This window comes from Halocatena marina, from assembly GCF_023276375.1.
Classification (GTDB): Archaea; Halobacteriota; Halobacteria; order Halobacteriales; family Haloarculaceae; genus Halocatena; species Halocatena marina.
The window spans coordinates 3,601,367-3,623,934 of record NZ_JALLPK010000001.1 but is presented as its reverse complement, the minus strand read 5'-3'; the positions used below and the strand labels follow the sequence as shown (position 1 = coordinate 3,623,934).

24 protein-coding genes are annotated in these 22,568 nt (G+C 55.0%); 12 read left to right on the top strand and 12 right to left on the bottom strand.

What is annotated here, in order from left to right; all coding sequences use genetic code 11:
• Window positions 1-99: 99 nt before the first annotated feature.
• The gene (locus MW898_RS17195; protein WP_248909106.1) at window positions 100-285 is read right to left on the bottom strand and encodes a hypothetical protein; all 186 of its coding nucleotides are present in this window, start codon (window positions 283-285) and stop codon (window positions 100-102) included.
• Between the two features lie 158 nt (window positions 286-443).
• Complete coding sequence (locus MW898_RS17190; RefSeq protein ID WP_248909104.1) at window positions 444-1,055, bottom strand: TetR/AcrR family transcriptional regulator; 612 nt, start codon at window positions 1,053-1,055, stop codon at window positions 444-446.
• A gap of 54 nt (window positions 1,056-1,109) precedes the next feature.
• Here MW898_RS17190 and MW898_RS17185 point away from each other — a divergent pair, with 54 nt between their 5' ends.
• Window positions 1,110-2,162 (top strand): ABC transporter ATP-binding protein, encoded by a 1,053-nt coding sequence (locus tag MW898_RS17185; protein WP_248909102.1) that lies wholly within the window; start codon window positions 1,110-1,112, stop codon window positions 2,160-2,162.
• On the top strand, window positions 2,159-3,058 hold the full coding sequence (locus MW898_RS17180) for an ABC transporter permease (RefSeq protein ID WP_248909100.1): 900 nt from the start codon (window positions 2,159-2,161) through the stop codon (window positions 3,056-3,058). The genes MW898_RS17185 and MW898_RS17180 overlap by 4 nt, the downstream gene beginning before the upstream one ends.
• Before the next feature lie 90 nt (window positions 3,059-3,148).
• Here the strand turns inward: MW898_RS17180 and MW898_RS17175 are convergent, their stop codons facing one another.
• Window positions 3,149-3,868: a CPBP family intramembrane glutamic endopeptidase gene (locus MW898_RS17175; RefSeq protein ID WP_248909098.1), complete on the bottom strand. Its 720-nt coding sequence runs from the start codon at window positions 3,866-3,868 to the stop codon at window positions 3,149-3,151.
• A gap of 173 nt (window positions 3,869-4,041) precedes the next feature.
• Between MW898_RS17175 and MW898_RS17170 the strand changes: the two genes are divergently transcribed.
• Together MW898_RS17170 and MW898_RS17165 are read left to right on the top strand one after the other, a co-directional pair.
• Window positions 4,042-5,205, top strand: a complete 1,164-nt coding sequence (locus MW898_RS17170; protein WP_248909097.1) for a WD40/YVTN/BNR-like repeat-containing protein — start codon at window positions 4,042-4,044, stop codon at window positions 5,203-5,205.
• A 144-nt stretch (window positions 5,206-5,349) separates the two neighbouring features.
• Window positions 5,350-5,979: a phosphoribosyltransferase gene (locus tag MW898_RS17165; protein ID WP_248909096.1), complete on the top strand. Its 630-nt coding sequence runs from the start codon at window positions 5,350-5,352 to the stop codon at window positions 5,977-5,979.
• Between the two features lie 41 nt (window positions 5,980-6,020).
• On the opposite strand, the gene MW898_RS17160 is transcribed toward MW898_RS17165, so the two are convergent.
• Window positions 6,021-6,161 carry a YHS domain-containing protein gene (locus MW898_RS17160; protein WP_248909094.1) on the bottom strand — a complete coding sequence of 47 codons (141 nt, stop codon included), beginning with the start codon at window positions 6,159-6,161 and terminating at the stop codon, window positions 6,021-6,023.
• A 78-nt stretch (window positions 6,162-6,239) separates the two neighbouring features.
• Here MW898_RS17160 and MW898_RS17155 point away from each other — a divergent pair, with 78 nt between their 5' ends.
• Together MW898_RS17155 and MW898_RS17150 are read left to right on the top strand one after the other, a co-directional pair.
• Window positions 6,240-6,629, top strand: coding sequence for a DUF6684 family protein (locus MW898_RS17155; protein WP_248909092.1), 390 nt, complete (start codon window positions 6,240-6,242; stop codon window positions 6,627-6,629).
• Between the two features lie 13 nt (window positions 6,630-6,642).
• The gene (locus MW898_RS17150; protein WP_248909090.1) at window positions 6,643-8,325 is read left to right on the top strand and encodes an NADH-quinone oxidoreductase subunit D; all 1,683 of its coding nucleotides are present in this window, start codon (window positions 6,643-6,645) and stop codon (window positions 8,323-8,325) included.
• 39 nt (window positions 8,326-8,364) lie between these two features.
• Here MW898_RS17150 and MW898_RS17145 read toward each other — a convergent pair whose 3' ends face one another.
• The 4 genes from MW898_RS17145 to MW898_RS17130 form a co-directional block, all read right to left on the bottom strand.
• Window positions 8,365-9,825, bottom strand: coding sequence for an RtcB family protein (locus tag MW898_RS17145; protein ID WP_248909088.1), 1,461 nt, complete (start codon window positions 9,823-9,825; stop codon window positions 8,365-8,367).
• Window positions 9,826-10,000: 175 nt separating this feature from the next.
• Entirely contained in the window at window positions 10,001-10,936 is a 936-nt protein-coding gene (gene otsB / locus MW898_RS17140; protein WP_248909086.1) for a trehalose-phosphatase, read from the bottom strand.
• Window positions 10,936-12,489: an alpha,alpha-trehalose-phosphate synthase (UDP-forming) gene (locus tag MW898_RS17135; RefSeq protein ID WP_248909085.1), complete on the bottom strand. Its 1,554-nt coding sequence runs from the start codon at window positions 12,487-12,489 to the stop codon at window positions 10,936-10,938. Before MW898_RS17135 ends, otsB begins: the two co-directional genes overlap by 1 nt.
• Window positions 12,490-13,613: 1,124 nt before the next feature.
• Window positions 13,614-14,072: a hypothetical protein gene (locus MW898_RS17130; RefSeq protein ID WP_248909083.1), complete on the bottom strand. Its 459-nt coding sequence runs from the start codon at window positions 14,070-14,072 to the stop codon at window positions 13,614-13,616.
• Window positions 14,073-14,294: 222 nt separating this feature from the next.
• Between MW898_RS17130 and MW898_RS17125 the strand changes: the two genes are divergently transcribed.
• The gene (locus tag MW898_RS17125; RefSeq protein ID WP_248909081.1) at window positions 14,295-15,035 is read left to right on the top strand and encodes a DUF2797 domain-containing protein; all 741 of its coding nucleotides are present in this window, start codon (window positions 14,295-14,297) and stop codon (window positions 15,033-15,035) included.
• 59 nt (window positions 15,036-15,094) lie between these two features.
• Here the strand turns inward: MW898_RS17125 and MW898_RS17120 are convergent, their stop codons facing one another.
• The gene (locus MW898_RS17120) at window positions 15,095-15,562 is read right to left on the bottom strand and encodes a hypothetical protein (protein WP_248909078.1); all 468 of its coding nucleotides are present in this window, start codon (window positions 15,560-15,562) and stop codon (window positions 15,095-15,097) included.
• Between the two features lie 166 nt (window positions 15,563-15,728).
• Here MW898_RS17120 and MW898_RS17115 point away from each other — a divergent pair, with 166 nt between their 5' ends.
• Genes MW898_RS17115 through MW898_RS17100 form a run of 4 tightly spaced genes read left to right on the top strand, consistent with a single transcriptional unit; the run spans window position 15,729 to window position 17,502 of the window.
• The gene (locus MW898_RS17115) at window positions 15,729-15,923 is read left to right on the top strand and encodes a DUF7525 family protein (RefSeq protein WP_248909076.1); all 195 of its coding nucleotides are present in this window, start codon (window positions 15,729-15,731) and stop codon (window positions 15,921-15,923) included.
• 39 nt (window positions 15,924-15,962) lie between these two features.
• Window positions 15,963-16,187 (top strand): DUF7123 family protein, encoded by a 225-nt coding sequence (locus MW898_RS17110; protein ID WP_248909074.1) that lies wholly within the window; start codon window positions 15,963-15,965, stop codon window positions 16,185-16,187.
• Window positions 16,188-16,220: 33 nt separating this feature from the next.
• Window positions 16,221-16,649 (top strand): SRPBCC family protein, encoded by a 429-nt coding sequence (locus MW898_RS17105; RefSeq protein WP_248909071.1) that lies wholly within the window; start codon window positions 16,221-16,223, stop codon window positions 16,647-16,649.
• A 55-nt stretch (window positions 16,650-16,704) separates the two neighbouring features.
• Window positions 16,705-17,502, top strand: a complete 798-nt coding sequence (locus tag MW898_RS17100; protein WP_248909069.1) for a carbon-nitrogen family hydrolase — start codon at window positions 16,705-16,707, stop codon at window positions 17,500-17,502.
• A gap of 63 nt (window positions 17,503-17,565) precedes the next feature.
• On the opposite strand, the gene merB is transcribed toward MW898_RS17100, so the two are convergent.
• Window positions 17,566-18,264 (bottom strand): organomercurial lyase, encoded by a 699-nt coding sequence (gene merB / locus MW898_RS17095; protein WP_248909066.1) that lies wholly within the window; start codon window positions 18,262-18,264, stop codon window positions 17,566-17,568.
• A 150-nt stretch (window positions 18,265-18,414) separates the two neighbouring features.
• On the opposite strand from merB, the gene MW898_RS17090 reads away from it, so the two are divergent.
• Window positions 18,415-18,699, top strand: coding sequence for a winged helix-turn-helix transcriptional regulator (locus tag MW898_RS17090; RefSeq protein WP_248909065.1), 285 nt, complete (start codon window positions 18,415-18,417; stop codon window positions 18,697-18,699).
• 22 nt (window positions 18,700-18,721) lie between these two features.
• Here MW898_RS17090 and MW898_RS17085 read toward each other — a convergent pair whose 3' ends face one another.
• Window positions 18,722-20,242, bottom strand: a complete 1,521-nt coding sequence (locus MW898_RS17085) for an MATE family efflux transporter (RefSeq protein ID WP_277999796.1) — start codon at window positions 20,240-20,242, stop codon at window positions 18,722-18,724.
• A gap of 426 nt (window positions 20,243-20,668) precedes the next feature.
• A complete protein-coding gene (locus MW898_RS17080) occupies window positions 20,669-22,198 on the bottom strand; it encodes an aldehyde dehydrogenase family protein (protein ID WP_248909063.1) in 1,530 nt (509 codons plus the stop codon).
• Window positions 22,199-22,568: the final 370 nt, after the last annotated feature.

Here is a 22,568-nt window from a genome sequence, read left to right as displayed (position 1 = left end):
GGTCACTGTGGCGTTACGAGCTTACAGAGCAGGAGAATCAGCATCCGAGCCGAGTGAGTATTCAGCGCGTATGTGGACTATGACATCAAATCATCGCACCTATCCGCTGGTGCGGTCGGCGAGTTTATAACCGATGAGCATCCCGATTGTCCCGACGAAGTTGCTAAGTATAGACTTTCTGAGGTGTTCGTCTCCCTCCTCACGCCCCCATATCCAGTATCCGACGATCAACGATACGAGGAAGTTCACAGCGAGTTCAGAGCGGCGACCGAGTTTCCGGACCATGTCCCGAGATTTCGTACCAAGGAGTATAGTCTTTGTCCTGACTTGTTCGACAGTCCGATACTTCTCAGGGCAGTGAACGTTTCGATCGACCCGTCGGAAGCGGTGGGCCCGGGAAGAAATTACACAAACGATCAAATCAGCAGAACAGCATGTCCCCATCAGTTTTCATCAACGAGTAGTCGACACTGGATGAACGCATCGAGTTCGTGGCGCACGGCAGAAATATCAACACTTCCCTCAGTGGTCGTCCGTCGAAGCATCGATCCGTCGATCGTAGTGAGCAGCAGTTCGGCTGTTCGATCGGGGTCGACCGATCGAAATATCCCTTGTTCGATGCCCGTACGAAGAATATCCGCGATGTGCTCGTGGAAGATGCGATCGCTCTTCGTGAAGTGGTTGCGATACGCCTCGTTGTGCGGTGCCTGTGCCCGCAGTTCTGTCATCGCGCTCATGAACTCGTAGCGCTCCTCATCGAGCGTTGGCGCGAGCAGATGATCGAGAAGGGACTGTAGCTGCTCACGCGCATCGATGGAATCCTCAACCGGAATCTCGGTCTCGAAGTGCTCGATCATCGTCTCTAAAAATGCGACGAGAAGCTCGTCTTTCCCAGCATGATGCTGATAGATGAGTGATTTGCTCTTTGGAAACTCGTCACCGATTCGCTGAATGGTGATGTTGGCGTAGCCGTGCTTACACAGCGCTTCATACGTCGCTCGCATAAGCGCTGCTTGGGTTTCGTTCATCTCGTGGGACGGATCAGAGACGGGCATATGAATGAATATTCATTCACAAAATATATGCATTTTCACTTCTTCGACTACGGCATGACTGCGATCGACGCCGACCACATCGAGTTGGTGTATGCGGATGGGACAGCGGCCGTCAAGGACGTGTCGCTCGAAATTCCGGAGGGTGAGTTTTTCGGATTTCTCGGAGCCAACGGTGCCGGTAAGACGACGACGATCAAAACGCTCGTGACGCTGTTGAAACCGACAGCCGGTGAGATCACGGTCAACGGGTTCGATGTCGAGACAGAATCACGGTCGGTACGCGAATCCATTGGCTACATGGCCCAAGAGACCAGCATCGACGGCGAACTCACCGCACGCGAGAACATTCGATTCGCGTGCGAAGCCTACGGAATTCCGAAAGCAAAGCGCGAAGAACGCATTGACACGCTGCTCGATCTGGTGGATCTCGCTGACGTGGCGGGGAAAGTGGCAAAGGAGTTTTCGGGAGGGATGAAAAAGCGCCTCGATGTGGCGACTGCGCTCGTTCATCAACCACCGATCGTCTTTTTAGACGAGCCGACGACAGGACTCGACCCCAAGGCCCGTAACCGCCTCTGGGAGTATTTCCGAACAATCAACGAGCAGGGAACAACGGTGTTTCTCACGACACAGTACCTCGAAGAGGCCGATCAGCTCTGTGATCGGATCGCAGTCATTCTCGATGGAGAGATCGTCGCAGAAGGGTCACCTGCGGATCTGAAATCGACAGTCGGTGGAGACGTCCTGGAGATTGCTCTCGACGACCCGACAAGCGAGACAAGAGCCCGTGCTCGGACGGTTATACAGGAATCTGGATTGCTCGAAGACGACACAACACTGGAAACGACTGAGGAAGGAATCAGTGTCACGTCCGCACGGGCCCGTCAGATCGGGCCGGATCTGATTGTCGCGCTTCGGGAGCACAATTTTGATGTTACTGGCTTCGATACCCGCTCTCCAACGCTCGACGATGTCTTTCTCGCTATTACTGATGACGACGGGACGCGCACAACGGAAACAACAGCCGAAACCGAGACCGAAAGCGATCCACAATCGGAAACAAACGCTGGTGATCCAGACGATTCAACTGTCGAGGCAGAACGATGAGCACCAAGAGCAGTCGAGAAATTGGTCGGAAAGCAACCGGAAACGACTTTCTCACGGACGTGTGGATCAACTTGAAACGGTGGCTCCGAAAGACCGTTCGTAACCCGTTCATCGTTGTGTCATCGCTCCTGAATCCGATCATCTTCCTCTTTCTCTTTACCGAAGTGTTCGGGCAGGTCACCGGCGGCGCGCTCACCGATGCTCTCGGAGCGAACGTCAGTTACATCACCTATCTCGTCCCAGCGATCGTCATCCAGACGGCACTCATCGCGGCCTCGTCTTCGGGAATTGGGTTGGTTGATGACATCGAGAACGGGATGTTCGAGAAGGTGCTGGTTTCGCCGATGAGTCGCACAGCAGTGTTCCTCGGAAAGGCCCTCTCTGAGGTGGTACGGATCATCATTCAAGTCGCCCTTATTCTCGTCTTGGGGTACGTGTTGCTGTGGTTCGACACCGGCGGAGCAGTCGGAACGTACATCGCGACGGGGATTCCCGGAGCACTCGGAATCATGGGTGTCAGCATTGTCTTTGCGATCTGGTTTACAGCATTTTCGAACATTGTGGCTCTCGTGACCCGCGATCAGGAGTCAACCATCATCGGCGCAAACCTTCTCCAGTTGCCACTGCTGTTCGTTTCGAGCGCCTTCCTCCCGGTTTCTGTGCTTCCGGAATGGATTCAGGTGGTTGCGACGGTCAACCCAATCACCTACGGAGTGGACGCTGCCCGCGCGCTGATGCTCGGTAAGGACGTGCTCGGCGTGCTCGATGTGAACGTCTTTGCAGGGATGTGGAACACGATCATTCCTGCACTCGTCATCCTCGCTGTGCTCGATCTCGTGCTCGGTGCGATTGCCGTCTCCCTGCTCAACCGTGCATCGAGTTCAGAGGTCCGCTGATGAACGTCGTGGGGCTCACTCCTCCAACGTATGGACACGCGATCCGACGCTTCGGATGGCGCGGGATCTGAGCACGAGAGACGACAGCTATCAAACAGAGAACGTGTACAGTACGGCGAACAGGATCGCATTGTAGATGCCATGTGCCAGTGATGGGACAAGAAGACGATTCGTGTGTTCATAGAGCGCACCGAGAATGAGGCCGAGAACGAACGTCGTTACGACGTAACTTCCAACGCCGACGCCGGTTCCGATCACTGCCGGAATATGAATCACGCCGAACAGCGCGCTTGCCCCGATGATCGCCGGGACTGGTGAAAATGACCGTCGGAGGAGACCTTGAACGCCACCACGAAACAGTAGTTCTTCGCCGGGACCGATCACGAAAACTGCAATCGGGATCAGATAGAGGAGCAGTCGTGGCTGTTCCCGGCCGATGCGCTCGATTCTGTTGACTCCCTCAGTGACGCCCAGCTGCTGGAACATGAATCCGACCACTTGTGAGATGCCGAGCAAAGCGAGGGTCCCCACGATGATCCAACCAACGGTTCGGATCGTCGGCCGTTCGACAGCAAAATCTACCGTCTTAGAGTTCGCCACATACACGATGGTAACGAGACCGAACACGATTTCCTGCTCAATAATCAGGACAACGTATCCGACGACGCTGTCTGCGGTGATTCCGAACGCGGACAGCACGAATGCGACCGGTATCGACGCGAGATCCGACACAACCAATGCGCTCAAAACGAGCAACAGAGCAATCACGACGGACTGGAACTGATACTGACGGAAGTCGCCCGAGAGCATTCTCCAACTCCGTTTCGATGGCCGGTTGAATACGTCCTCCGATTGCTGAGCTGTGTGATATAAAACGACACGTATCAATTGTGAGTAAGTTGAAGACGCTCGTCGATGATAGTCAGGAGAGCAGTATGGATGAGAGAAAAGCCTGATCAAGCTGAATCGCGTTTTTAGCAAGGATGGCAATAGCCAGCGTAGCTGCCCGAGCTACTGTCCGTGACTTCGGTCGGTTCTACCGTGAGTACGCCAAGACAGGCACGCATGCCGCAAGCGCGGCTATTCTGACTGGACTCGGACTCCTAACAACCGTACATCCCGGCTTTGCCGTGATAGCGATCGTGGCGTACGTGCTGCCGCCAGTGTATCTCTATATCAATTCCGGACGGCGAGCAGACTCCGACAGTGGGACAACGAGCGGAGCGGCCCAAATCGGAGAACAGACTTCCAGCACTGAGTCGAAGACTGAGTGGATCGAGGTCGACACACCAACCGACAACTCACTGTTCGATGTCGTTGTGTCCAGTAACGGTCCGTATGCAGTCGGAGCTGAGGGCACCGTTCTCACTCGTCGTGCCGATGGCTGGGAGCACGTACTCGAACAGGGACCGACGGTTCAGTCAAACACCCTCAGAGGCGTAGACGTGACGTCCGATGGCCGTCACGTTTGGCTCGCTGGTGATAGCGGCGTTGTCGCCAAATACGATACTGAAGCGGACAAGCTGACCGACTATTCCGCTCCGAAGGACAATACGAGCACGTGGGAAGATATTGCCGTGTCAGGACAGGCTGGTGATGAGAAAATATTTCTCGTGACAGGAAGTGGTGAGCTTCTTCGAGGAGCAACCATCGAAAACAACGTGCGTTGGGGAACCACCGTCAAACCAGGGAGTGGATCCAGCATGACGAGTGTGGAGTTCGTTGACGAAGAGAACGGTTACCTCTGTGATACGAACACAGCGGTATACGAGACCACCGACGGCGGTGAGAGCTACGAGAGGATCGGAATTGAGGACGCGAATTGTGAATTTTTAGACATAACAGCCGTAGAGTCAGGGCCAGTCATGGTCGCCGGTGATGATGGCACAGTGTTCCGATACGACAGAGACGGAAACAACTGGACAAAGCGCTCCGTCGATGAACACGCAATCACGGCAATCGACAGCCAGAACCACAATGCGTTAGCCAGCGGAGAGCATGGAACGATCTACGAATACACAGCTGATGGCTGGGAATCCGTCTCCGGGCCGATTCTAACGGACGCAACGCTACACGGGATTACCTTTGGAAATAACGGTCAGGACGTCGCGGTCGGTCGTGATGGAACGATCATCGAACAGCGGTGATTTGTAGCGATGCACAAATCGAGACGGTCTTCGCTTTTTCTCGTCACTCACTACGCGTTCGTGTTCAGCAACCATCACTGATTCAAAAACATAATAGACACTACATTTAGTAGTATACTTACCAGCCGAGATCTAAGATACGGTATGCCCTTTGTTGACAGAACTGACGCAGGTCAGCAACTCGGTACGGAGTTGGCAGAGCTGGGCATCGACGGCGATATCGTCCTCTCGATTCCACGAGGAGGATTGCCGATCGGCCGCGCAGTAGCCGATACACTCGATCTCCCGTTGGATATTGCCGTGGCGAAGAAAATGGGCGCGCCACACAACCCCGAATACGCAATCGGTGCCGTCGCAAGCGACGGCAGTGTGTGGTTCAACGAGAGCGCAATCGATCGTCTCGACGTCAACGCGGGCTATATTGAGGAACAACAAGTGGCAACGGCAGTCGCCGCACGCGAGAAAGCGACTCGATACCGGAGTGAACGAGGACCACCAGAACTCTCCGAGAAGACGGTTATCATCGTTGATGATGGAATCGCAACGGGGGCCACCGCACGGGCCTGCATCGAACGAGTGCAGAACGCAGGTGCTGCCCGGATCGTGCTCGCTATTCCCGTTGGGTCACCGCGGACGGTCGATGAGCTCCGGGCTACCGTTGACGAGATCGTGTGTCTCAAAGCACCGTCGAATTTCCGGGCGGTCGGACAGTTCTACGATCGATTCGAACAGGTCGAAGACGAGAAAGCGATGGCGTATCTGAACCGCTCGTGAACGACAGTCAGACAGCCGTCAGCTCTGCAACCAGCGGTCGATCACGTGTAGTTGTTCGGGTCGTTCTCGAACATCTCTCTGCATTTCGTTGATTCGAAGTAATACGTCTCCCCCTCGTGTTCTATGTTTGCGGTCGGAACATCGTCTCTGACGTGCGAGCCACAGATTGCACACTCGATCATACGATTTCCCTACTAAGAGGTGAGCCAGAACGCGAATAAAGATTGCCCCTGTATAACAAGAATCGTGTTGGGAGGTCAGTGGTTACGGCGATCGAACAGCCGCACTCGGACACGCTTTTTGTTTTTTCAGAACTCGAAGACAGCGGTGATTCGGTTCGCGTGACTGGCATGACAGACGGTGTGCTTGAATATACCACCCACAACGATTTCACCCCGCCACACAAAGGGCCGCCCATGGGCAGGTACGCACTCAATCGGGAGACGCTTCTCGACGTGACTGTGAACATCATCCCGCTGTTCATCATTCTCTTCTACCTCGTTCTGTTCATCGTATACGATCCGTACCGCTGGGAACCGCTCATCATCGGTGTTTCACTCATTCTACTCATCATCCCGTTCGTACTCCTTGCACTCGTCACCTACATCGCCGGTCGGACGATCGAGCAAGAAGAAACCCAACAACAGTAACCAATGCATCCGCATGAGTTCCGATAGCACGACAGAATCGATCGTAGAACCCGCAAGATCGACCGATTATGATGAGCTTGCAGAGCTGTTGGGAGATCGTCTCATCGCCCGCGAGGAGCACGTTCACACCGAAGGGTTCGTCATCCGGCCCGATGACGTACAGGACGTTCTGTTCACACTTCGTGATGCCGGATTCGACCACTGTTCATGTGTGACCGCACAGGAGTACGACGATCGGTTCGAGACGATCTATCATCTGAAGGAGTTCGACGATCCGACCCGTGAGTTGAGCATTATCGTTCCGGCACCGAAACACGCTCCAGTGAGCCAGACAGCCGTGCCGATCTACCGAACAGCCGACTGGCACGAGCGCGAGGCGTACGATCTCGTCGGAATCGAGTACGAGGGGCATCCTAACCTGCGCCGAATTCTTCTCCCGGAAACGTGGCAGGGCCATCCACTCGGATTGGACTACGATCAAGAGCAACCGCAGGTTGTCACCCTCCGCGAGCACGCGAATCCACTCGAAGCGGATCGCCGCATCGAAGAGACTGCAGACGAGGCGGCGAGCACGCAGACGATGTTCCTCAACATCGGACCGCATCATCCAGCAACACACGGTGTGCTCCATCTCGAAACGACACTTGAGGGCGAGCAAGTGATGGATGTCGAACCCGACATCGGCTATTTGCATCGCTGTGAAGAGCAAATGGCCCAACAAGGAACGTATCGTCACCAAATCATTCCGTATTCGAACCGGTGGGACTACACGGCGAATCTCCCGAACGAGTGGGCTGTCGCACGACCGATCGAGACGATGGCCGACATCTCGGTTCCCGAGTACGCACAGATACTTCGAACGATGGCGACCGAACTCGGTCGGATGCTGGGGCATTTCCTCGCGGTCGGAACGTTTGCGCTCGATGTTTACGGAGATTTCACTGCCATATTCCAGTACGCGTTCCGTGACCGCGAGCTCGTCCAGAACATTCTCGAAGACCTGACGGGCCAGCGAATGATGTTTTACTACTTCCGGCTCGGGGGCGTTGCGTGGGACCTCCCCGAACCCCGAGACGAGTTCTTCGAGAAGACGCGAGACTTCCTCGATGGACTGCCCGGAACACTAGAAGAGTACCACGATCTCATGACGCGAAACGAGATCTTCCAGATGCGCTGTCTCGACACGGGCATCCTCGAACCAGAGGACGCAAAGGACTACGGCTGTACGGGTCCAGTTGCGCGTGGATCGGGGATCGACTACGATCTCCGACGAGACGATCCCTACGGCTACTACGACCAGCTCGATTGGGACGTCGTCACCGAAGACGGCTGTGATAACTACGCACGCGTGCTGGTGCGCCTGCGCGAGGTCGAAGAAAGTGCACGAATTATCGAACAGTGCATCGACCTGCTTGAGGAGTGGCCCGAGGACGACCGAGAGCTACAGAGCAACGTTCCTCGAACGCTGAAACCAGAGATCGATCGGGAAATATACCAAGCAGTCGAGTCAGCGAAAGGCGAACTGGGAGTGTACATTCGGAGCGACGGGACGGATTCACCCGCCCGATTCAAAATCCGGAGTCCCTGTTTCCACAATCTTTCTGCCCTCTCAGCGATGTCAGAAGGAGAGTACGTCCCAGATCTGATTGCGACACTCGGGAGTCTCGATCTCGTGCTTGGCAGCGTCGATCGATAATCAGTATCCGCTGACTGAGTATCGATATCCGATCATCAGTTAGCCCTTAACGTTACAGACAGGGAACGTTCGTGCGACGGGATCACCGATATCGAGCGCGTCTGAAACCGCAACCACGCTGTCTATATCCTTGTACACGCCGGGGGCCTCTTCTGCGATCGTCGCACCGCTGTTTGCTTTCACGTAGATATGCTGTTGGTTTTGTAACTCTTTTTTCACATCACCACCCCAGAACGTCTGTTTGGCCTGTGTCCGACTCATCAGCCGTCCTGCGCCGTGAGCAGTTGAGCCGAACGTTTCGGTCATCGAGGCTGCACCCCCTCGGAGAACGTAGCTTCCAGAACCCATACTACCGGGGATGATGACCGGTTGGCCCACAGCACGGTAGGTATCGGGCACCTCGTCCCGACCCGCAGGGAACGCCCGCGTTGCCCCCTTTCGATGAACGTACAGTTCGCGCTCTTCGCTGTCGATTTCGTGAACTTCAGCTTTCGCACTGTTGTGAGCAACGTCGTAGAGAAGCTCCATTTCCATCGCTTCCCACGATCGATCGAACACCTGTTCGAACACAGTTCGTGTTTGGTGCATCACGACCTGTCGGTTGACCCACGCGAAATTGATCGCTGCACACATTGCTCCGTAGTACGACGCTGCGAGGTCGCTTCTGGCCGGTGCGGCTGCCAACGCCTTGTCGGGAAGTCGCCCGAGGAGATCAGAATGTCGTCGTTCGATCTCGTCGAGATAATCCGAACAGATCTGATGGCCGAGTCCACGGCTTCCAGTGTGGATGAGCACGACGATCTGTCCTTCCTCGAGTCCGTAGGCGTCGGCTGTCGCCGAATCGAAGATGTCGGTCACGCGCTGGACTTCGAGAAAGTGATTCCCACTCCCGAGGCTCCCGATCTGCGTTTTGCCCCGGTTTTTCGCACGCTGTGAGACTGCATCAGGATCGGCATCAGGACGTTTTCCCTCGTCTTCGCAGTGAGTACGATCACCTTCGACTGCATAGCCCGCGTCGATTGCCCACTCGATGCCTGATGCGAGAATCGCATCGACAGTCGCCTGATCGCGTTCGACGACGCCACCGCTTCCGAGACCGCAGGGGATCGCAGCGAACAGAGCTTCGACGAGTTCCTCCTCGTTGCCCCGGAGGTCGTTGTACGTCACGTTGGTCGTCATCATCCGAACGCCGCAGTTGATGTCGTACCCCACGGCTCCGGGAGAGAGACAACCAGTTTCGGCGTCGATGCCAGCAACCCCACCGACGGGAACGCCGTATCCCTGATGGCCATCCGGCATGCAGACAGCGTGCTTGACGATACCGGGCAGCTGTGTCACGTTTTGTAGTTGCTGGAGAGTCCTGTCGTCGCTAATCTCATCGAGCAGCGACTCGCTGGCGAGTACACGAGCGGGTACCCGCATTGCACCTTCTTTGGGGATCTCCCAAACGTTCTCTCGCACCCGTTCGAGCGTGATGCCATTGGCTTCGTAGGTGCGCATACGCTATTTTAGGAACGCCGGAGCAGAATAGGTTACGCTGAGTTGATCGAACAGAGACGTTGAAATCCCCACTCCAAATCCGTTATTCGGACGCGTTGGGACTCTAACCGAGTACTTCCCAGAGAGACTCGGTCAAATAGCGCGTCGGTTGCGCTACACCCGATTCTCACGCTCGCTACTGGCTGTCGTCTTTCAGTGCGTCGGTGCCGGTTTCAGCGATCCAATCGAGAAACGACGTGACCTCATCGACACTGGAAACGCGATAGTCAGCTGCTGTATCGCTGTTCGTCCCGACGTGAATACCGATTCCGTCGGGCGCGATGGCTCGGAACGCGTCTTCGTCCGTCGTATCGTCACCGAGATACACCGAAATGCAATCGTCTGGACACTGTTCTTCGAACTGCTGAACGGCGTGTCCCTTGTTCCAGTCGATTGCTGGACGGATCTCGACGATATCCGTTCCGGATGTGATCCGAAGGTGTTCGTCGGTCGTCTCCTCGATGGTGTCCTCGATAAGCGACGTGAGCCAGTTCTCGATTTCCTCCGCCGTGTCGTCGGCGTTCCGGTAGTGGACAGTCGCCGTTATTCCCTTATTTTCGACTGTACAATCGGTCTCATCGAGTCGTGCTTCGAGTTCCTCACAAATCGTTTGGATCGTCGAACGATAGCGCTCTGCGGGAGTATGAACCGATGACGATCCCGTTTCGTACTCCAGCCCGTGATTGCCGGCGTAGGTGAGACCGTCCATCCCAACACGAGTTCGTACGTCGTCCAACGCACGGCCGCTGATGACGGCGATATCGACCGCCGGCTGAGATGCGAGCGTTTCGAGCACGCGTCGATTTGCTGTCGTGAGTTCAGCCGAATCGGGATCGTCGACATGGGGCGCGAGCGTTCCATCGAAATCAAGACAGAGGAGCATTTGCTCTGTGTCAGCACTCGTTAGTCGCCGTTCAAGACGAGGAAGACGATCGAACACCGATGGAACCGAAGTTGAGTTTGAGTTTGAGTTCGAATTCGAATCTGAGCGTGAACGTGAATTCAAATTTGGATTTCGTTTGTGTTCCGATTCGTCTCGGTTCGGTTTGTCTTCGCGATCTCCGTCTGTCATTACGATTTTGCTTCTTGTTCCTCACGTAACTGTTGTGCGCCCTCGAACACATCATTCAGCCACGAAGAGAGGTCGTTGTTGTGGACTCTTCTTCGAAGCCGCCGTGTTCGATTTCGTCGCTCAGCGGCGGGCATTGTGAGTGCTTGATCGATCGCCTTGGCGTGAGCTTCGGTGTCGTAGGGATTGACAGAGAGCACAGCGTCTCCCAATGCCTCGTGGGATCCTGCAAGTTCGCTTAGTATGAGGACACCGTCATCGTCAACCTGTGAAGCGATATACTCCTGTGCGACAAGATTCATCCCATCCCGGAGCGGACTCACGATCGCAGCGTCGCTGTATCGGTACAGCCCACAGAGCGTTTTCCGAGGAAGATTTTCATCGACCAATACGATTGGCTGCCACTCATCAGTTCCAAACCGGCTGTTGACTCGGTCAATGATTTCGTCGACTCGATTTTGGAGTCGCTGATACGCGGGAATCTCCGATCGACTTTCAGTTCCTTTCTGAACGTAAGTGAACTGACCCTGCCACTCGGGTTGTGTGTTCCAGAGATGTTCGAGCGCTTCAAGCCGTTCCGGAATGCCCTTCGTATAGTCCAGTCGATCCACGCCGAGTACAACCCGCGTATTAGGACCGATCGCGTGTCTGTGCTTGAACGACTGCCAGGCCGATTCATCAGCCGCCTCACTCAGTTGTTCGATACTATCCGCTTCGACACCCATTGGAAACGCAGAAACGGCCGTCTCGTGTCCATCGTGTCGGATTAGTCCGCGGTCGTAATCGACCTCTGTCTCCTCTACGAGACGCGCGGCACATTCGAGGAAATTTCTGCAGTACTGGGTGACGTGAAAGCCGATGAGGTCATTTCCAAGAAGTCCTTTGAGGATCTCCTGATGCTGTGGGCAGGCCCGAAACGCATCGATCGAGGGCCACGGGATATGCCAGAAGTGGAGCAAGAATGGAGAAGAGGAACTCTGTAAACGAACGGTACGAGGTGCACACGCGAGATGATAGTCCTGAAACCAGACGACAGTGTCGTCGTCGACGTTATCAACGACCTTCTCAGCGAATTTCTGGTTTACCCTCCGATACGTGCGCCACTGCTCGCCATCGAATACGGTGCGCCCCATTGCGAGGTGACACAACGGCCACAGTGCTCGGTTGCTGTATCCGTAGTAGTAGCCATCGATCTCCTTATCCGTGAGCCACAACCGCTGAAGCGTGTATTCAGGTTCCTCCGGTGGGACTGAAACCTGTCCGTCCTCGCTTGTCGCGTCGCGGTCTGCCTCTCCATCACCCCACGCAATCCAGGTACCGTTTAGCTTCTGCATGACTGGATCGAGACCAGCGGTGAGTCCTCCTGTTGGTCGATCGACGGCGATCGACCGCTCAGCCCTGCTACCATCTCCATCCCCATTCTGCTCATACCGATGCCGATATGGTTGCCGGTTCGAAACAACAACAACATTGTCGATTGAGAGTGGGGCGAGGCTCTCGGTCTCGGAATTCTGCTTTGGTGATATGCCTGTCGCCGACTGCCAGTCGTTGGACATGATTGTGCTATTGCTTATACAATATGTGTGTAGGTATGCTCTTCGCCTGCGTATGCGAATGAAGAGCTGCGATGTGCTATGAGTATTTCCACGGTCGGTTCATTCCCCAAAGTACGGCAAGCAAGTGCCGGTTCCATCGATTACCAGCAATAGAGATTCCATTATTGAATTTATTGATTTAAAATTCGGAAAGTAATGTATTCATACCACAATAGATACCAGATAATTCACAACCATCATGGCAGAATTCATATATTAGAGGTGATCGGATTCGATGGCGAATAGAAAAGACATAATTCATGAAACGAACTGACAGTCAACCAGTAATAAGCGATCTGAAGATGTATCTGAAGCTATTCTAAAGTTAACAACAGCGTGATTCATCGTCATGAACACAGAGAACCATCTCACCGAGTATTCCGATTGTGTGGACGTGGTGGGAAACCCTTGCGATGGTATTCCCAGTCAGACGGGGCAATTCGGCATTTCCAGCCACACCGTCGTAGTGAGACGGACGCTACAACGACGCTGGCTGAGGGTGGAAGACGAAAATCGGGAGAGAAGTATTGATTGACAATTACAATGGTATGCCTGTAATTGCAAGTCAAATCCTTATTAATAAATTGTTTTCTAGAGTCGGTAAAACACCTTGATTTCGAATGGAGTGGTTCACACTGTGGCGAATCTGTTGTGAATCACCCTGGATCGTCGTCGCCCTTCAGATAGAGTCGGTTGATGACTCGGCAGGTGATTTCCGGGAACAGGTTTATACCAGTACCTCATACGTTATTTTTCTCACAGCCGACACATCGACCGCAAGAGTGTATCAGTCGTAGGGTGATGAGAGTACGGAAGCAATCGCTGACGGGACAGTTTCGTGAAGAGCACTCAGCTTGCACGCTCAATTGATGCAGAGAGCAGACATCGTTGTGAGAACAATGCATCGGTGAGACGAACACGTCCCTAGCAGAACGAGTGAGACTCGATCGAGCTAACAGAGATAACTACTTGCACATTTCATAGACAGACATTACGAGAAAGTCTATAAAAGCAACCAGTTAGATACATATGAATCAGCGGCAAGACTCATTCAATTGACGTCAGTACCAGCCACGTGTTCGATATCAAAGCGGCGTTCGAGACGACTTGGAACGATTCTCTTCGCCTTCGCGTTCGCGTTTACGTTCGTCTTCACCCTTGCTTCGATAATCGTCGGTCCCGACAATCATCGGTTCTGACTCCGATGGTGAGAGGTTGTCGAGTTGGAGCTTAACATCAAGTGCATCGAGCGTCTCTCCCTCGCTCCGTTCGGACACGATGGTATCGACGTACGACTGGATAAGTGAAACCGCATCTTCGTAGGTCGAAACGTAGCCCATCGTTTCCGTTCGAGTAATATTCTCTATACTCAGCGTGTACGCTATCTCCCACTGTGGGAAGACGTCGATCTGCAGCGTTGGCGGTGAATCGGTTTTTCCCGCTTGTAACGAGACCCGGCCGTTCTCACAGGGAATCGAAGCGTTCACCTCGCTCACTCGGTCGTGAAGATAAGTGTCCGACTCCCAGTTCGGTGAGGGCCACATATCATATCAAAGTTATTCAAAGCTAATAGAACCCCTGCCTGCGTGTGCCTGTCGATCCGTTGTTCCAGTGACAAAATGTGCAAATATATTTGTATGAAATCGTCGTTCGTGAGCCCCAAAGCGACAAACGATGGGTGGTGATCAGATGAGACGATGAATAGAAGATCGAGACAGGATTTGAAATCCAAACAGTGTTTTACGCGCTCGATTCGTACGAGATGTGTGCAGGTCGTCGGATATCGATTGGCTTCGCAAACGCTCTTGATCGCGAGCGATGCGGTCGAAGCAGTGTCTCTCGCTCCGGGAACGAAACTCGAATACACGCTCGGTGAGCGCCACTGCGCCGGACACCTAACCTCCGATGGACACATTGCCTGCAAAAACGACGGCAGCCCATACTGTGACGCCCACACACAGACGTGGGTCTGTGCACGCTGTACAGGGACGTGCTTGAAAGACGAAATGGACTGCTATGAAGCGCACGCGGTCTACCTCGCTGCATTCGCGCCAGCGACGTTCAAAGTCGGTGTGACGCGGCTTGATCGACTTTCGACCAGACTCCAAGAGCAGGGAGCCGATCGCGCGGCTCACATTCATACCGTCTCGAACGGACGCATTGCACGTGAAATAGAAGCCGACATCGCCGACGAAATCACCGACCGAGTCCGAATACCGACAAAGATCTCCGGACTACACCGGACAGTAGACGAATCGGCGTGGAACGAACTTCTCGCAGAACACGACCCGCTCGATACATTCACATTTGAGTACGGACTCGATCTTCGATCACAGCCAATACCCGAAACGCTTGCAACAGGAACCGTGCAGGGAGTAAAAGGACGAATTCTCGTGCTTGACCGGAGCGAAGGGAGATACGCCGTCGATCTCCGTGATCTCGTCGGATACGAGCTCATCGAACGCGCGAGCGAACGGAGCGTACAGAGCGATCTCTCGGCGTTTTAGCACCGCTACCGATACGACCAGAGCGAAGTGGAACAACGCAAGACAACGGATCGAGTTTCTTATCGATTTTCGAGCGTGTCTCCGATGCGTTCGAGCTCTCGGCGAATATCGTGGAGTTCGTCACGGACCTTACGGACCTCACGAACGAGTTCCTCGTTGCCCGCTTCGGCGTCTTGGCCTCTTCCGGGACTGGGACCGCCGCCCATACCGCCGGGACCGCCACCCATGCCACCTGGACCGCCGCCCATCATTCCGCCCATCATCTGTGCGAATGGGTTGCCACCGCCCATACCGCCGGGACCGCCGGGACCGCCACCGAAGGCCTCTTCCATGTCGTCGGGGCGTTCTCCTTCTCCTTCTTCCTCACGGCGTTGTCGGATCTCCTCAACGCGTTCGCGGAAGGATTTTTCTCCGTCATCGTCCGCACCGCCTTCGGTCTCTGTCGGTTCCGCTGGCTCGGTCTCCGTCGGTTCGGCTGGGTCGTCGGTCGCTTCTGGTTCGTCGGGAGTTTCTTCGTTATCGGCCATGGTTCCGCTTTTGTCCGGGTTCACAAAAGCATGGTGTCTCATAGCTCGGAGCCTCTGTGGAGGAAATATTATGCCAGCCCGATCCATCTGGGACATCTTCAGGTCCAATCGACGGCTGGACGGGGATTGCGGGAGGTTTTTATTCATGCGGAACTCTCCGACGGATATGACGGACTCAATGAACACCGGCACCGATATGCAGGTCGGACTTGCGATGTTGTTTGGCGCTATCAGTCTCGTTGCCACGCTTGCGATGCTCGGCACGGGTATCACTCATCAGCAGGTGCTATCCGGCTGGGGATTCGCCGGAAGCGTCCTCGCTGGCTCGATTCTTATCGCAGTGATCCACTTGTATGGATAGTCCGAAATCATTAATTCTTAGAGCACATAGTCTCTTCATATGGGTACGATGAACGAGGAAGACCAACGCATTCTCGATTATCTACACGAGAGTGTTTCGTCGGGCAAGCGGTATTTCCGCGCAAAGCGTATTGCAGATCAGCTTGGGCTGTCCTCGAAACAAGTCGGCGCGCGGCTTCCTCGACTTGCCGACACGGCCGAGGACGTCGAAATCGAGAAGTGGGGACGCGCGCGCTCGACGACGTGGCGAGTGACGCCGGAGTAATGGACTTTTTGTTCGGGCCGTCGTAAGGTGGGTATGACAGTCCGGGTAGAGCGAACGATCGAGTTGAGTGCGTCACCCGAAGACGTGTGGGATTTCATCGCCGACCCGGAACAACGCGCGAGCGCCATCAGCGTTATCACCGAGTTCGAGAGAACGGGTGAACACACCGAGGTGTGGCACGTTCGGCTCCCGCTGCCGCTCGTCGATCGAACCGTTACAATCGAAACCAAAGAAACGGATTTCGATCCTCCACACTTCGTCCAGTTCGTCGGTCGATCATCAGCACTGCGCGTCATCGGTACGCACGAGGTTGAGCCAACCGAGGATGGAGCGCGTCTCACCAATCGCTTTACCGTCGAAGGAAAGCTTCCCGGTGTCGAGCGGTTCTTCGAGCGCAATCTCGATGCCGAACTCGACAATCTCGAACAGGCCCTCCGCGATAATCTCGGGCTACACGCCTGAACCGATCGTAAAATAAGCGGAACATCGATGTGATGCCGTGATCGTTAGATAGACGATGCAGCTCGCACTCGCGCAATTACACATCGAAGCGAACGACGTGGCGGGTAACGTCGCCCGCGCCGAAACAGCGATCGTCGAAGCCGCTGATCGGGGCGTCGATCTCGTCTGTTTACCAGAGGTGTTCACGGTCGGTTATTTCTCCTTTGCGTCGTACGCTCGCCGCGCGGAGGGCCTCAACGGACCGACACTCTCACGGTTCTCTGACCTCGCGAAAGAGCACGAGATCGCTGTATTGGCAGGGACGATCATCGAAGATCTTTCTGAGACTGATGGTGGACCGGCCGAGGAGGGTCTGGCGAATACGGCCGTCTTTTTCGACCGTGACGGTACTCAGAGCGCGGTGTATCGCAAACACCACCTGTTTGGATACGGCTCGCGCGAAGCCGAACTGCTCGTTCCCGGCGAGCGACTCCCGACGGTTTCCTTCGACGGATTCGAAGTGAGCATCACGACGTGCTACGATCTCCGATTTCCCGAACTCTATCGTGAGCTCGCGGACAACGGAGCGACTCTCGTGCTCGTGCCGAGCGCGTGGCCGTATCCACGACTCGAACACTGGCAGACGCTCGCACGAGCGCGCGCAATCGAGAACCTCTGTTATGTCGCAACCACCAACGGCTCCGGAGCGTTCGAGGACGCAACGCTTCTTGGACGCTCAACCGTCTACGATCCGTGGGGAAATGTGCTCGCAAGCTCAGGAGACGCTCCCGCGCTCGTGACTGCGACTATCGATCCGGACGAGGTCACAACCATCCGAGAGGAGTTCCCTGCGCTTGACGATCGTCGATGGTAACTGCACAGAAATCATAGAACTACCATATCATATGCAGTATATTCGTCCAATTTCAGTGCAGGACTAGTCCGCGAGGGCAGTTGCAATTGAAACGCCAGCCGCAAGCGACAGTCCGACTGTCGCTGCATTCGTCTTTCTGTCCCAGCGTTCGTAGGCTTCTCGAGTGGCAAACGCATTCACGTAGGGGCACATCGTCGCCTCCACTCGAGTCGGACCATCATCACCACTACAGCCACTGTCACAGCCACCCTTATTATTCCGCTCCCAATCTGTTTCACTGCCATTGGCGCTGTCATCAGCCGTTGTATCGACGGCCACACCAAAGGACATCACCGCGTTCGGTGGTGTGGTGTCGATACCGCCATCAGGCGTCGCTCGTGCTTCGATCTGCTTACCAGCGGGGCTTTCGGTTCGAATCTCAACCCGCTCGTCGACGAGATGTGCGAGCACCACTGCATCGAAGAAACACCGGAAGTGGTACGTCTTTTGCTTCGTCGTTGCACGGTGAGGTGTCGTTTCTGAAACGTGGCAGAGATCGTCAACAGCAAGGGCGCCACCGCCAGTCGCATCGCGGGCAATCGAGACGAACTCATCGAGGGTTTCGACCGATTCTGTGCCGAGAGCCCGACCCATTTCTGTCGCAACCTCCTGTGGGAGGGGTGTTTCTCGTATCCGTTCTGCGAGCCAGTGATCGGACGAGACATTCGTTTCGTTCAACTGTTCTACTGCAGAGTCACAGCAATCGCACGTCTGATCCGACATACACCTTACTTTTGAAATCAAAGTGCTTATACTGTCAACTCCAAAGTAACGAAGCAACACCATCCGATCGAAGTTATGTCCGAGAATTCCGAATCAAGAATCGACGAATTACCTGAGAACGGTCAATGTTACTGCCCACTCGGTGGTGTGATGGATCTGCTCAGTCGAAAATACGCAATACAGGTGATCTGTGTCATTGGTACGCGCGGGCCGAGCAGATACAACGAGATTGAGGCTGCGTTTGGCGATGTGAGCAGTTCTACTCTCTCAGTGCGTCTCGACGAGCTGACCGAAGCCGAGTTACTCACACGCGAACAGTACGCCGAGATTCCGCCGCGTGTCGAATACGATCTCACGGCCGAAGGGATAGAACTCTGTGAACTGCTGTTGCCGCTGCTGCAATGGGTCGAGAAACGAAATCAAAATAAGACATAGCGCGTTCGCAGACAGCCGTCAGTCAGTCGTCGCTCGTTGACTCTGAAAGCGCTGATGAGGCGTATCGATCGCTGAGATCGTTACCACGCCACGTTCCACGCCGGAACCAGAGATACGCGACGACACCGCCAGTGACGTTCGAGACAGCGAACGCAGTCCAGACACCGGGCGGACCGAACAGGGTAGAGCCGATCCACGCTACCGGCAGCCGAACAGCTCCAAGGACAGACACTGCGATTACCGCAGCAGTGACGGTTTTGCCAGCTCCACGAAAGCCACCGGTGTACGCGTGTCTCACGCCGATTCCGCCGAACGTGAGCGCCGCAAACTGCATGAACGTCGCGGCAATCTCGACGACAGCGGGATCTGTACTGAACACGGCTGCAATCGAGTGGGCCGTGAAGAAGACGATACCACCGAGTACAGAGAGTGTGACAAACAACAGCTTCGCGCTGTAGTTGTTCGCGCGTGCAGCGCGGTCTTCCTTCCCGGCCCCGATATTCTGACCGGTCATCGTTTCGACGCCCTGTGAGAACGCGAGTGCAGGGAGGAAGATCACCGAGAACACACGGATGGCGATTCCGTAGGCAGCGACAACTGGCTCAGTGAACGCTGCAATGATGAACAACAAGACGTTCGCCGAAATCGCGATCCCCGTCGCCTCAACCGACGCTGGAATACCAATATCGATGAGTCGTCGGGCATAGCCGAGATCTGGCACCATCTGATCGAGGTGAATCTGGACACCGCGGTGACCCCGAAACATGATCACGAGACCGACGGCCAGCGCGAGTAGCCGCGAGAACACGGTTGCGATTGCCGCGCCCTCGATCCCAGAGCCGGGGTATCCGGTCTGTCCGAGAAGCCACAGTTCCAGCCCGCCCATCCCGAGATAGTCGAACAACGGGTTGTTCTCGAATCCGAAGATGAGAATCGGATCGAGAACGATATTCAAGACAACAGAGCCGAACATGACGAGCATCGGTGTCACGGTGTCGCCGTAGCCACGCATCAGAGCGATGAACACGGCGAATCCGAACATGGCGAAAAGACCTACCGAGATGACCTTCATGTACGCCGTTACAGGCGGGATAACACTCTCTGAAGCTCCCAGCAGAACGAGATACTGATCAACGAACAGCAGTCCGAGCATGCCGAGGAGGATCGACACCAGTATCGAGAACGTGACTGTTTGCGAAGCCGCGTACTCTGCCTCACGTTCTCGCTCTGCACCGATATGCTGGGCTACCAGAACGCTCCCAGCGACTGATAAGCCGATAGCGAACGAAATGAGCAAGAACACCATCGGAAACGCGAAACTGATGGCGGCGAGCGCAGTCGTGTTGTACTGACCGAGCCAAAACGTATCTGCGAGATTGTACGCCGTCTGGAAGAGATTCGTGATGACGATCGGAAAGGAAAGATAGAGCAGTGGCTTCGCAATTGGTCCCGATGTCAAATCGAGTTCGTCCGACGGTGAGAAGAGTCGGTCAAGTGTTGCTCGGACGCTCACTCCCGTATGCCCCCGCTTCGCCGTTTCCATCGGTTCCATGTGCTCTTCCAACGTGAATCTACATCCGTCGCAGTCGCCGAATTCATAGACATACTCATAATTGATCGCTCCGAACTAACCAGCAGCTAGTCGGTTGCTATACCAACTGACCACTCGGTTAGATAAATAGGTTCTGTGAGAGTGTCAATCCATGTCAAATGTGTCATTGTTGTTGTTTCTAGTATATTTTTGAATCGGGTGAAAATGTAGGAGAGGCGTAGTGTGACTACAGTGAGAATATTTATTATCCTTCAGAGAAGATGTTTCGACGCCGGGACGACGCTTTTCTCGTCAGCCCGGCAGTAGACGACCCACCCCCCATCACCACAAATCGTCGGGTGGCCCGGTCCCGACGATTCTTCGTGTGCGTTACCTACATCGAGCAGTCACGCTCTTCGTATAGTATGCGCAGCGAGTTCAATCGTCGCTGGTTTTGATATCAGCCGAGAGACCTTGTGCCATCTGAATGTCTTTCGAATTGTTGAGCGTCCACGCGGTTCGTTCGGTGACGGCTTCGATGACTTCGCGGGCACTTGGGTAGCCGTTGCCCGATTTCTTCACGCCACCGAATGGGAGCTGGACTTCAGCTCCAATACAGGGAAGATTCCCGTAGGCTAGACCGACTTCAGCGTGGTCGCGGTAGTAGTTGATCTGTCGGTAGTTCTCCGAGATGATCGCTCCGGCCAATCCGTAGGGAGTATCATTTTGGATTTCGACACCGAGTTCGATGTCACCCGAATATTTCATGAGTGCAACGTGAGGCGCGAACACTTCTTCGCGGATGCAACGCGTCTCGCCTGCGTCGTCGTAATCGATTTCGTAGACGAACGGGCCAACCCAGTTGCCACTCTCGTGGGGACGTTCTTCGGGAGCGAGTTCGGCGCGGTCGACGAGGACGTTTGCACCCTCTTCACGCGCGAGTTCGTTGTATTTGTGGAACCGATCGACCTGCCGGGATTCGATGAGTGGGCCCATGAACGTCGCCTCGTCGAGCGGGTCACCGACAGTCACATCTTCTGCGAGTTCGACAAAGCGCGATTTGAACTCATCATACACATCTTCGTGGATGATGAGTCGCTCTGAAGAGACACACCGCTGGCCAGTCGTCTTGAACGAGGACATGACCGCACTGTGAACTGCGACGTCGAGATCAGCCTCTTCCGTGATGAGCACCGCGTTTTTCCCACCCATTTCGCACGCACAGGTGATGCCAGGACGAGCGGCGACAGTTCCGGCGATTTCGTGGCCAACTTCCGCGCTTCCAGTGAACAGCACCGTATCGACATCGCTGTCGACGATCGCTGCGCCAGCGTCACCGTATCCCTGAACCATGTTGAACACACCGTCGGGGAGACCCGCTGACTCGAACATCTCTGCGATGGTCTGACCGCAAAGCGGCGTCTGTTCTGCGGGCTTCCAGACGACCGTGTTGCCTTCGACAAGCGCAACCGCCATGTGCCAGAACGGGATGGCGACCGGGAAGTTCCACGGCGTGATACAGCCGACGACACCGGCTGGCTTGCGCCGCATGTATGCATCCTTGCTGGGAATTTCGCTCGGTACGACGTCACCGCGTGGGTGGCGCGCATCGCCAGCTGCCCACTCGACCATGTGAGCCGCCTCGACCACGTCGGCTTTCCCTTCGGAGATTTCCTTGCCACACTCTTTTGTTACGATCTCGCCGAGTTCATCCGTCCGTTCTTTGAGCTCGTGGTAAATTTCCCACAGATACTCCGCACGGTTGATGTGCGAGAGATCACGCCACTCATCGAACGCACCCTCGGCGGCCGAAATCGCTCGTTCGACGTCCGTTTCTGTCCCCCGTCGAAACGTCCCGAGCGTCTCGTCCGTCGCCGGATTGCGGGATTCGAACGTCGATTCTCCCTCACCGTCGACAAACTCACCGCCGATGTAATGACCGTGTGCTTCGGTTGCCTGCTGGCTCATATGGCAATACTTGCACTAGCCGCGTGAAAAACCATCCGGATACAATTTCAACAATACATCAACGTCTCATTGTGCGTGAAACAGCTCCACCGGCACAAACGAATTCGTCCCCTGATTCCTCGGAGGCCACACTGTTCAAGCCGTTGTTGCAATGTGTGCTCGGGAGAACCGGAGTACCGGAACAGCCGGGGGTACGCAGGATGTATACCATCAGCTCAGAATCGGAAACAGGGAGAATCGTTCTCCGACACTGTCGAGCGCCTTACAGGCGAGCGATCACTGCTCGATTTCACAGGAATTCTCACAAACGAAGCGGCTTCGCACCGGTGGAACACTGTTCGGTGAGACCAAGAACACTGCTCGTATCAGG

Excerpts from the sequence above, each read along its gene's own strand:
- MW898_RS17105 (WP_248909071.1), top strand. The coding sequence starts at position 16,221 with ATGACAGTCCGGGTAGAGCGAACGATCGAGTTGAGTGCGTCACCCGAA.
- MW898_RS17145 (WP_248909088.1), bottom strand. The coding sequence starts at position 9,825 with ATGCGCACCTACGAAGCCAATGGCATCACGCTCGAACGGGTGCGAGAG.
- MW898_RS17150 (WP_248909090.1), top strand. The coding sequence starts at position 6,643 with ATGAGTTCCGATAGCACGACAGAATCGATCGTAGAACCCGCAAGATCG.
- MW898_RS17085 (WP_277999796.1), bottom strand. The coding sequence starts at position 20,242 with ATGGAAACGGCGAAGCGGGGGCATACGGGAGTGAGCGTCCGAGCAACA.
- MW898_RS17190 (WP_248909104.1), bottom strand. The coding sequence starts at position 1,055 with ATGCCCGTCTCTGATCCGTCCCACGAGATGAACGAAACCCAAGCAGCG.
- MW898_RS17130 (WP_248909083.1), bottom strand. The coding sequence starts at position 14,072 with ATGTGGCCCTCACCGAACTGGGAGTCGGACACTTATCTTCACGACCGA.
- MW898_RS17115 (WP_248909076.1), top strand. The coding sequence starts at position 15,729 with ATGACGGACTCAATGAACACCGGCACCGATATGCAGGTCGGACTTGCG.
- MW898_RS17080 (WP_248909063.1), bottom strand. The coding sequence starts at position 22,198 with ATGAGCCAGCAGGCAACCGAAGCACACGGTCATTACATCGGCGGTGAG.
- MW898_RS17170 (WP_248909097.1), top strand. The coding sequence starts at position 4,042 with ATGGCAATAGCCAGCGTAGCTGCCCGAGCTACTGTCCGTGACTTCGGT.
- MW898_RS17135 (WP_248909085.1), bottom strand. The coding sequence starts at position 12,489 with ATGTCCAACGACTGGCAGTCGGCGACAGGCATATCACCAAAGCAGAAT.
- MW898_RS17195 (WP_248909106.1), bottom strand. The coding sequence starts at position 285 with ATGGTCCGGAAACTCGGTCGCCGCTCTGAACTCGCTGTGAACTTCCTC.
- MW898_RS17180 (WP_248909100.1), top strand. The coding sequence starts at position 2,159 with ATGAGCACCAAGAGCAGTCGAGAAATTGGTCGGAAAGCAACCGGAAAC.
- MW898_RS17090 (WP_248909065.1), top strand. The coding sequence starts at position 18,415 with ATGGATCTGCTCAGTCGAAAATACGCAATACAGGTGATCTGTGTCATT.
- otsB (WP_248909086.1), bottom strand. The coding sequence starts at position 10,936 with ATGACAGACGGAGATCGCGAAGACAAACCGAACCGAGACGAATCGGAA.
- MW898_RS17185 (WP_248909102.1), top strand. The coding sequence starts at position 1,110 with ATGACTGCGATCGACGCCGACCACATCGAGTTGGTGTATGCGGATGGG.
- MW898_RS17110 (WP_248909074.1), top strand. The coding sequence starts at position 15,963 with ATGGGTACGATGAACGAGGAAGACCAACGCATTCTCGATTATCTACAC.
- MW898_RS17175 (WP_248909098.1), bottom strand. The coding sequence starts at position 3,868 with ATGCTCTCGGGCGACTTCCGTCAGTATCAGTTCCAGTCCGTCGTGATT.
- merB (WP_248909066.1), bottom strand. The coding sequence starts at position 18,264 with ATGTCGGATCAGACGTGCGATTGCTGTGACTCTGCAGTAGAACAGTTG.
- MW898_RS17165 (WP_248909096.1), top strand. The coding sequence starts at position 5,350 with ATGCCCTTTGTTGACAGAACTGACGCAGGTCAGCAACTCGGTACGGAG.
- MW898_RS17160 (WP_248909094.1), bottom strand. The coding sequence starts at position 6,161 with ATGATCGAGTGTGCAATCTGTGGCTCGCACGTCAGAGACGATGTTCCG.
- MW898_RS17120 (WP_248909078.1), bottom strand. The coding sequence starts at position 15,562 with ATGGCCGATAACGAAGAAACTCCCGACGAACCAGAAGCGACCGACGAC.
- MW898_RS17100 (WP_248909069.1), top strand. The coding sequence starts at position 16,705 with ATGCAGCTCGCACTCGCGCAATTACACATCGAAGCGAACGACGTGGCG.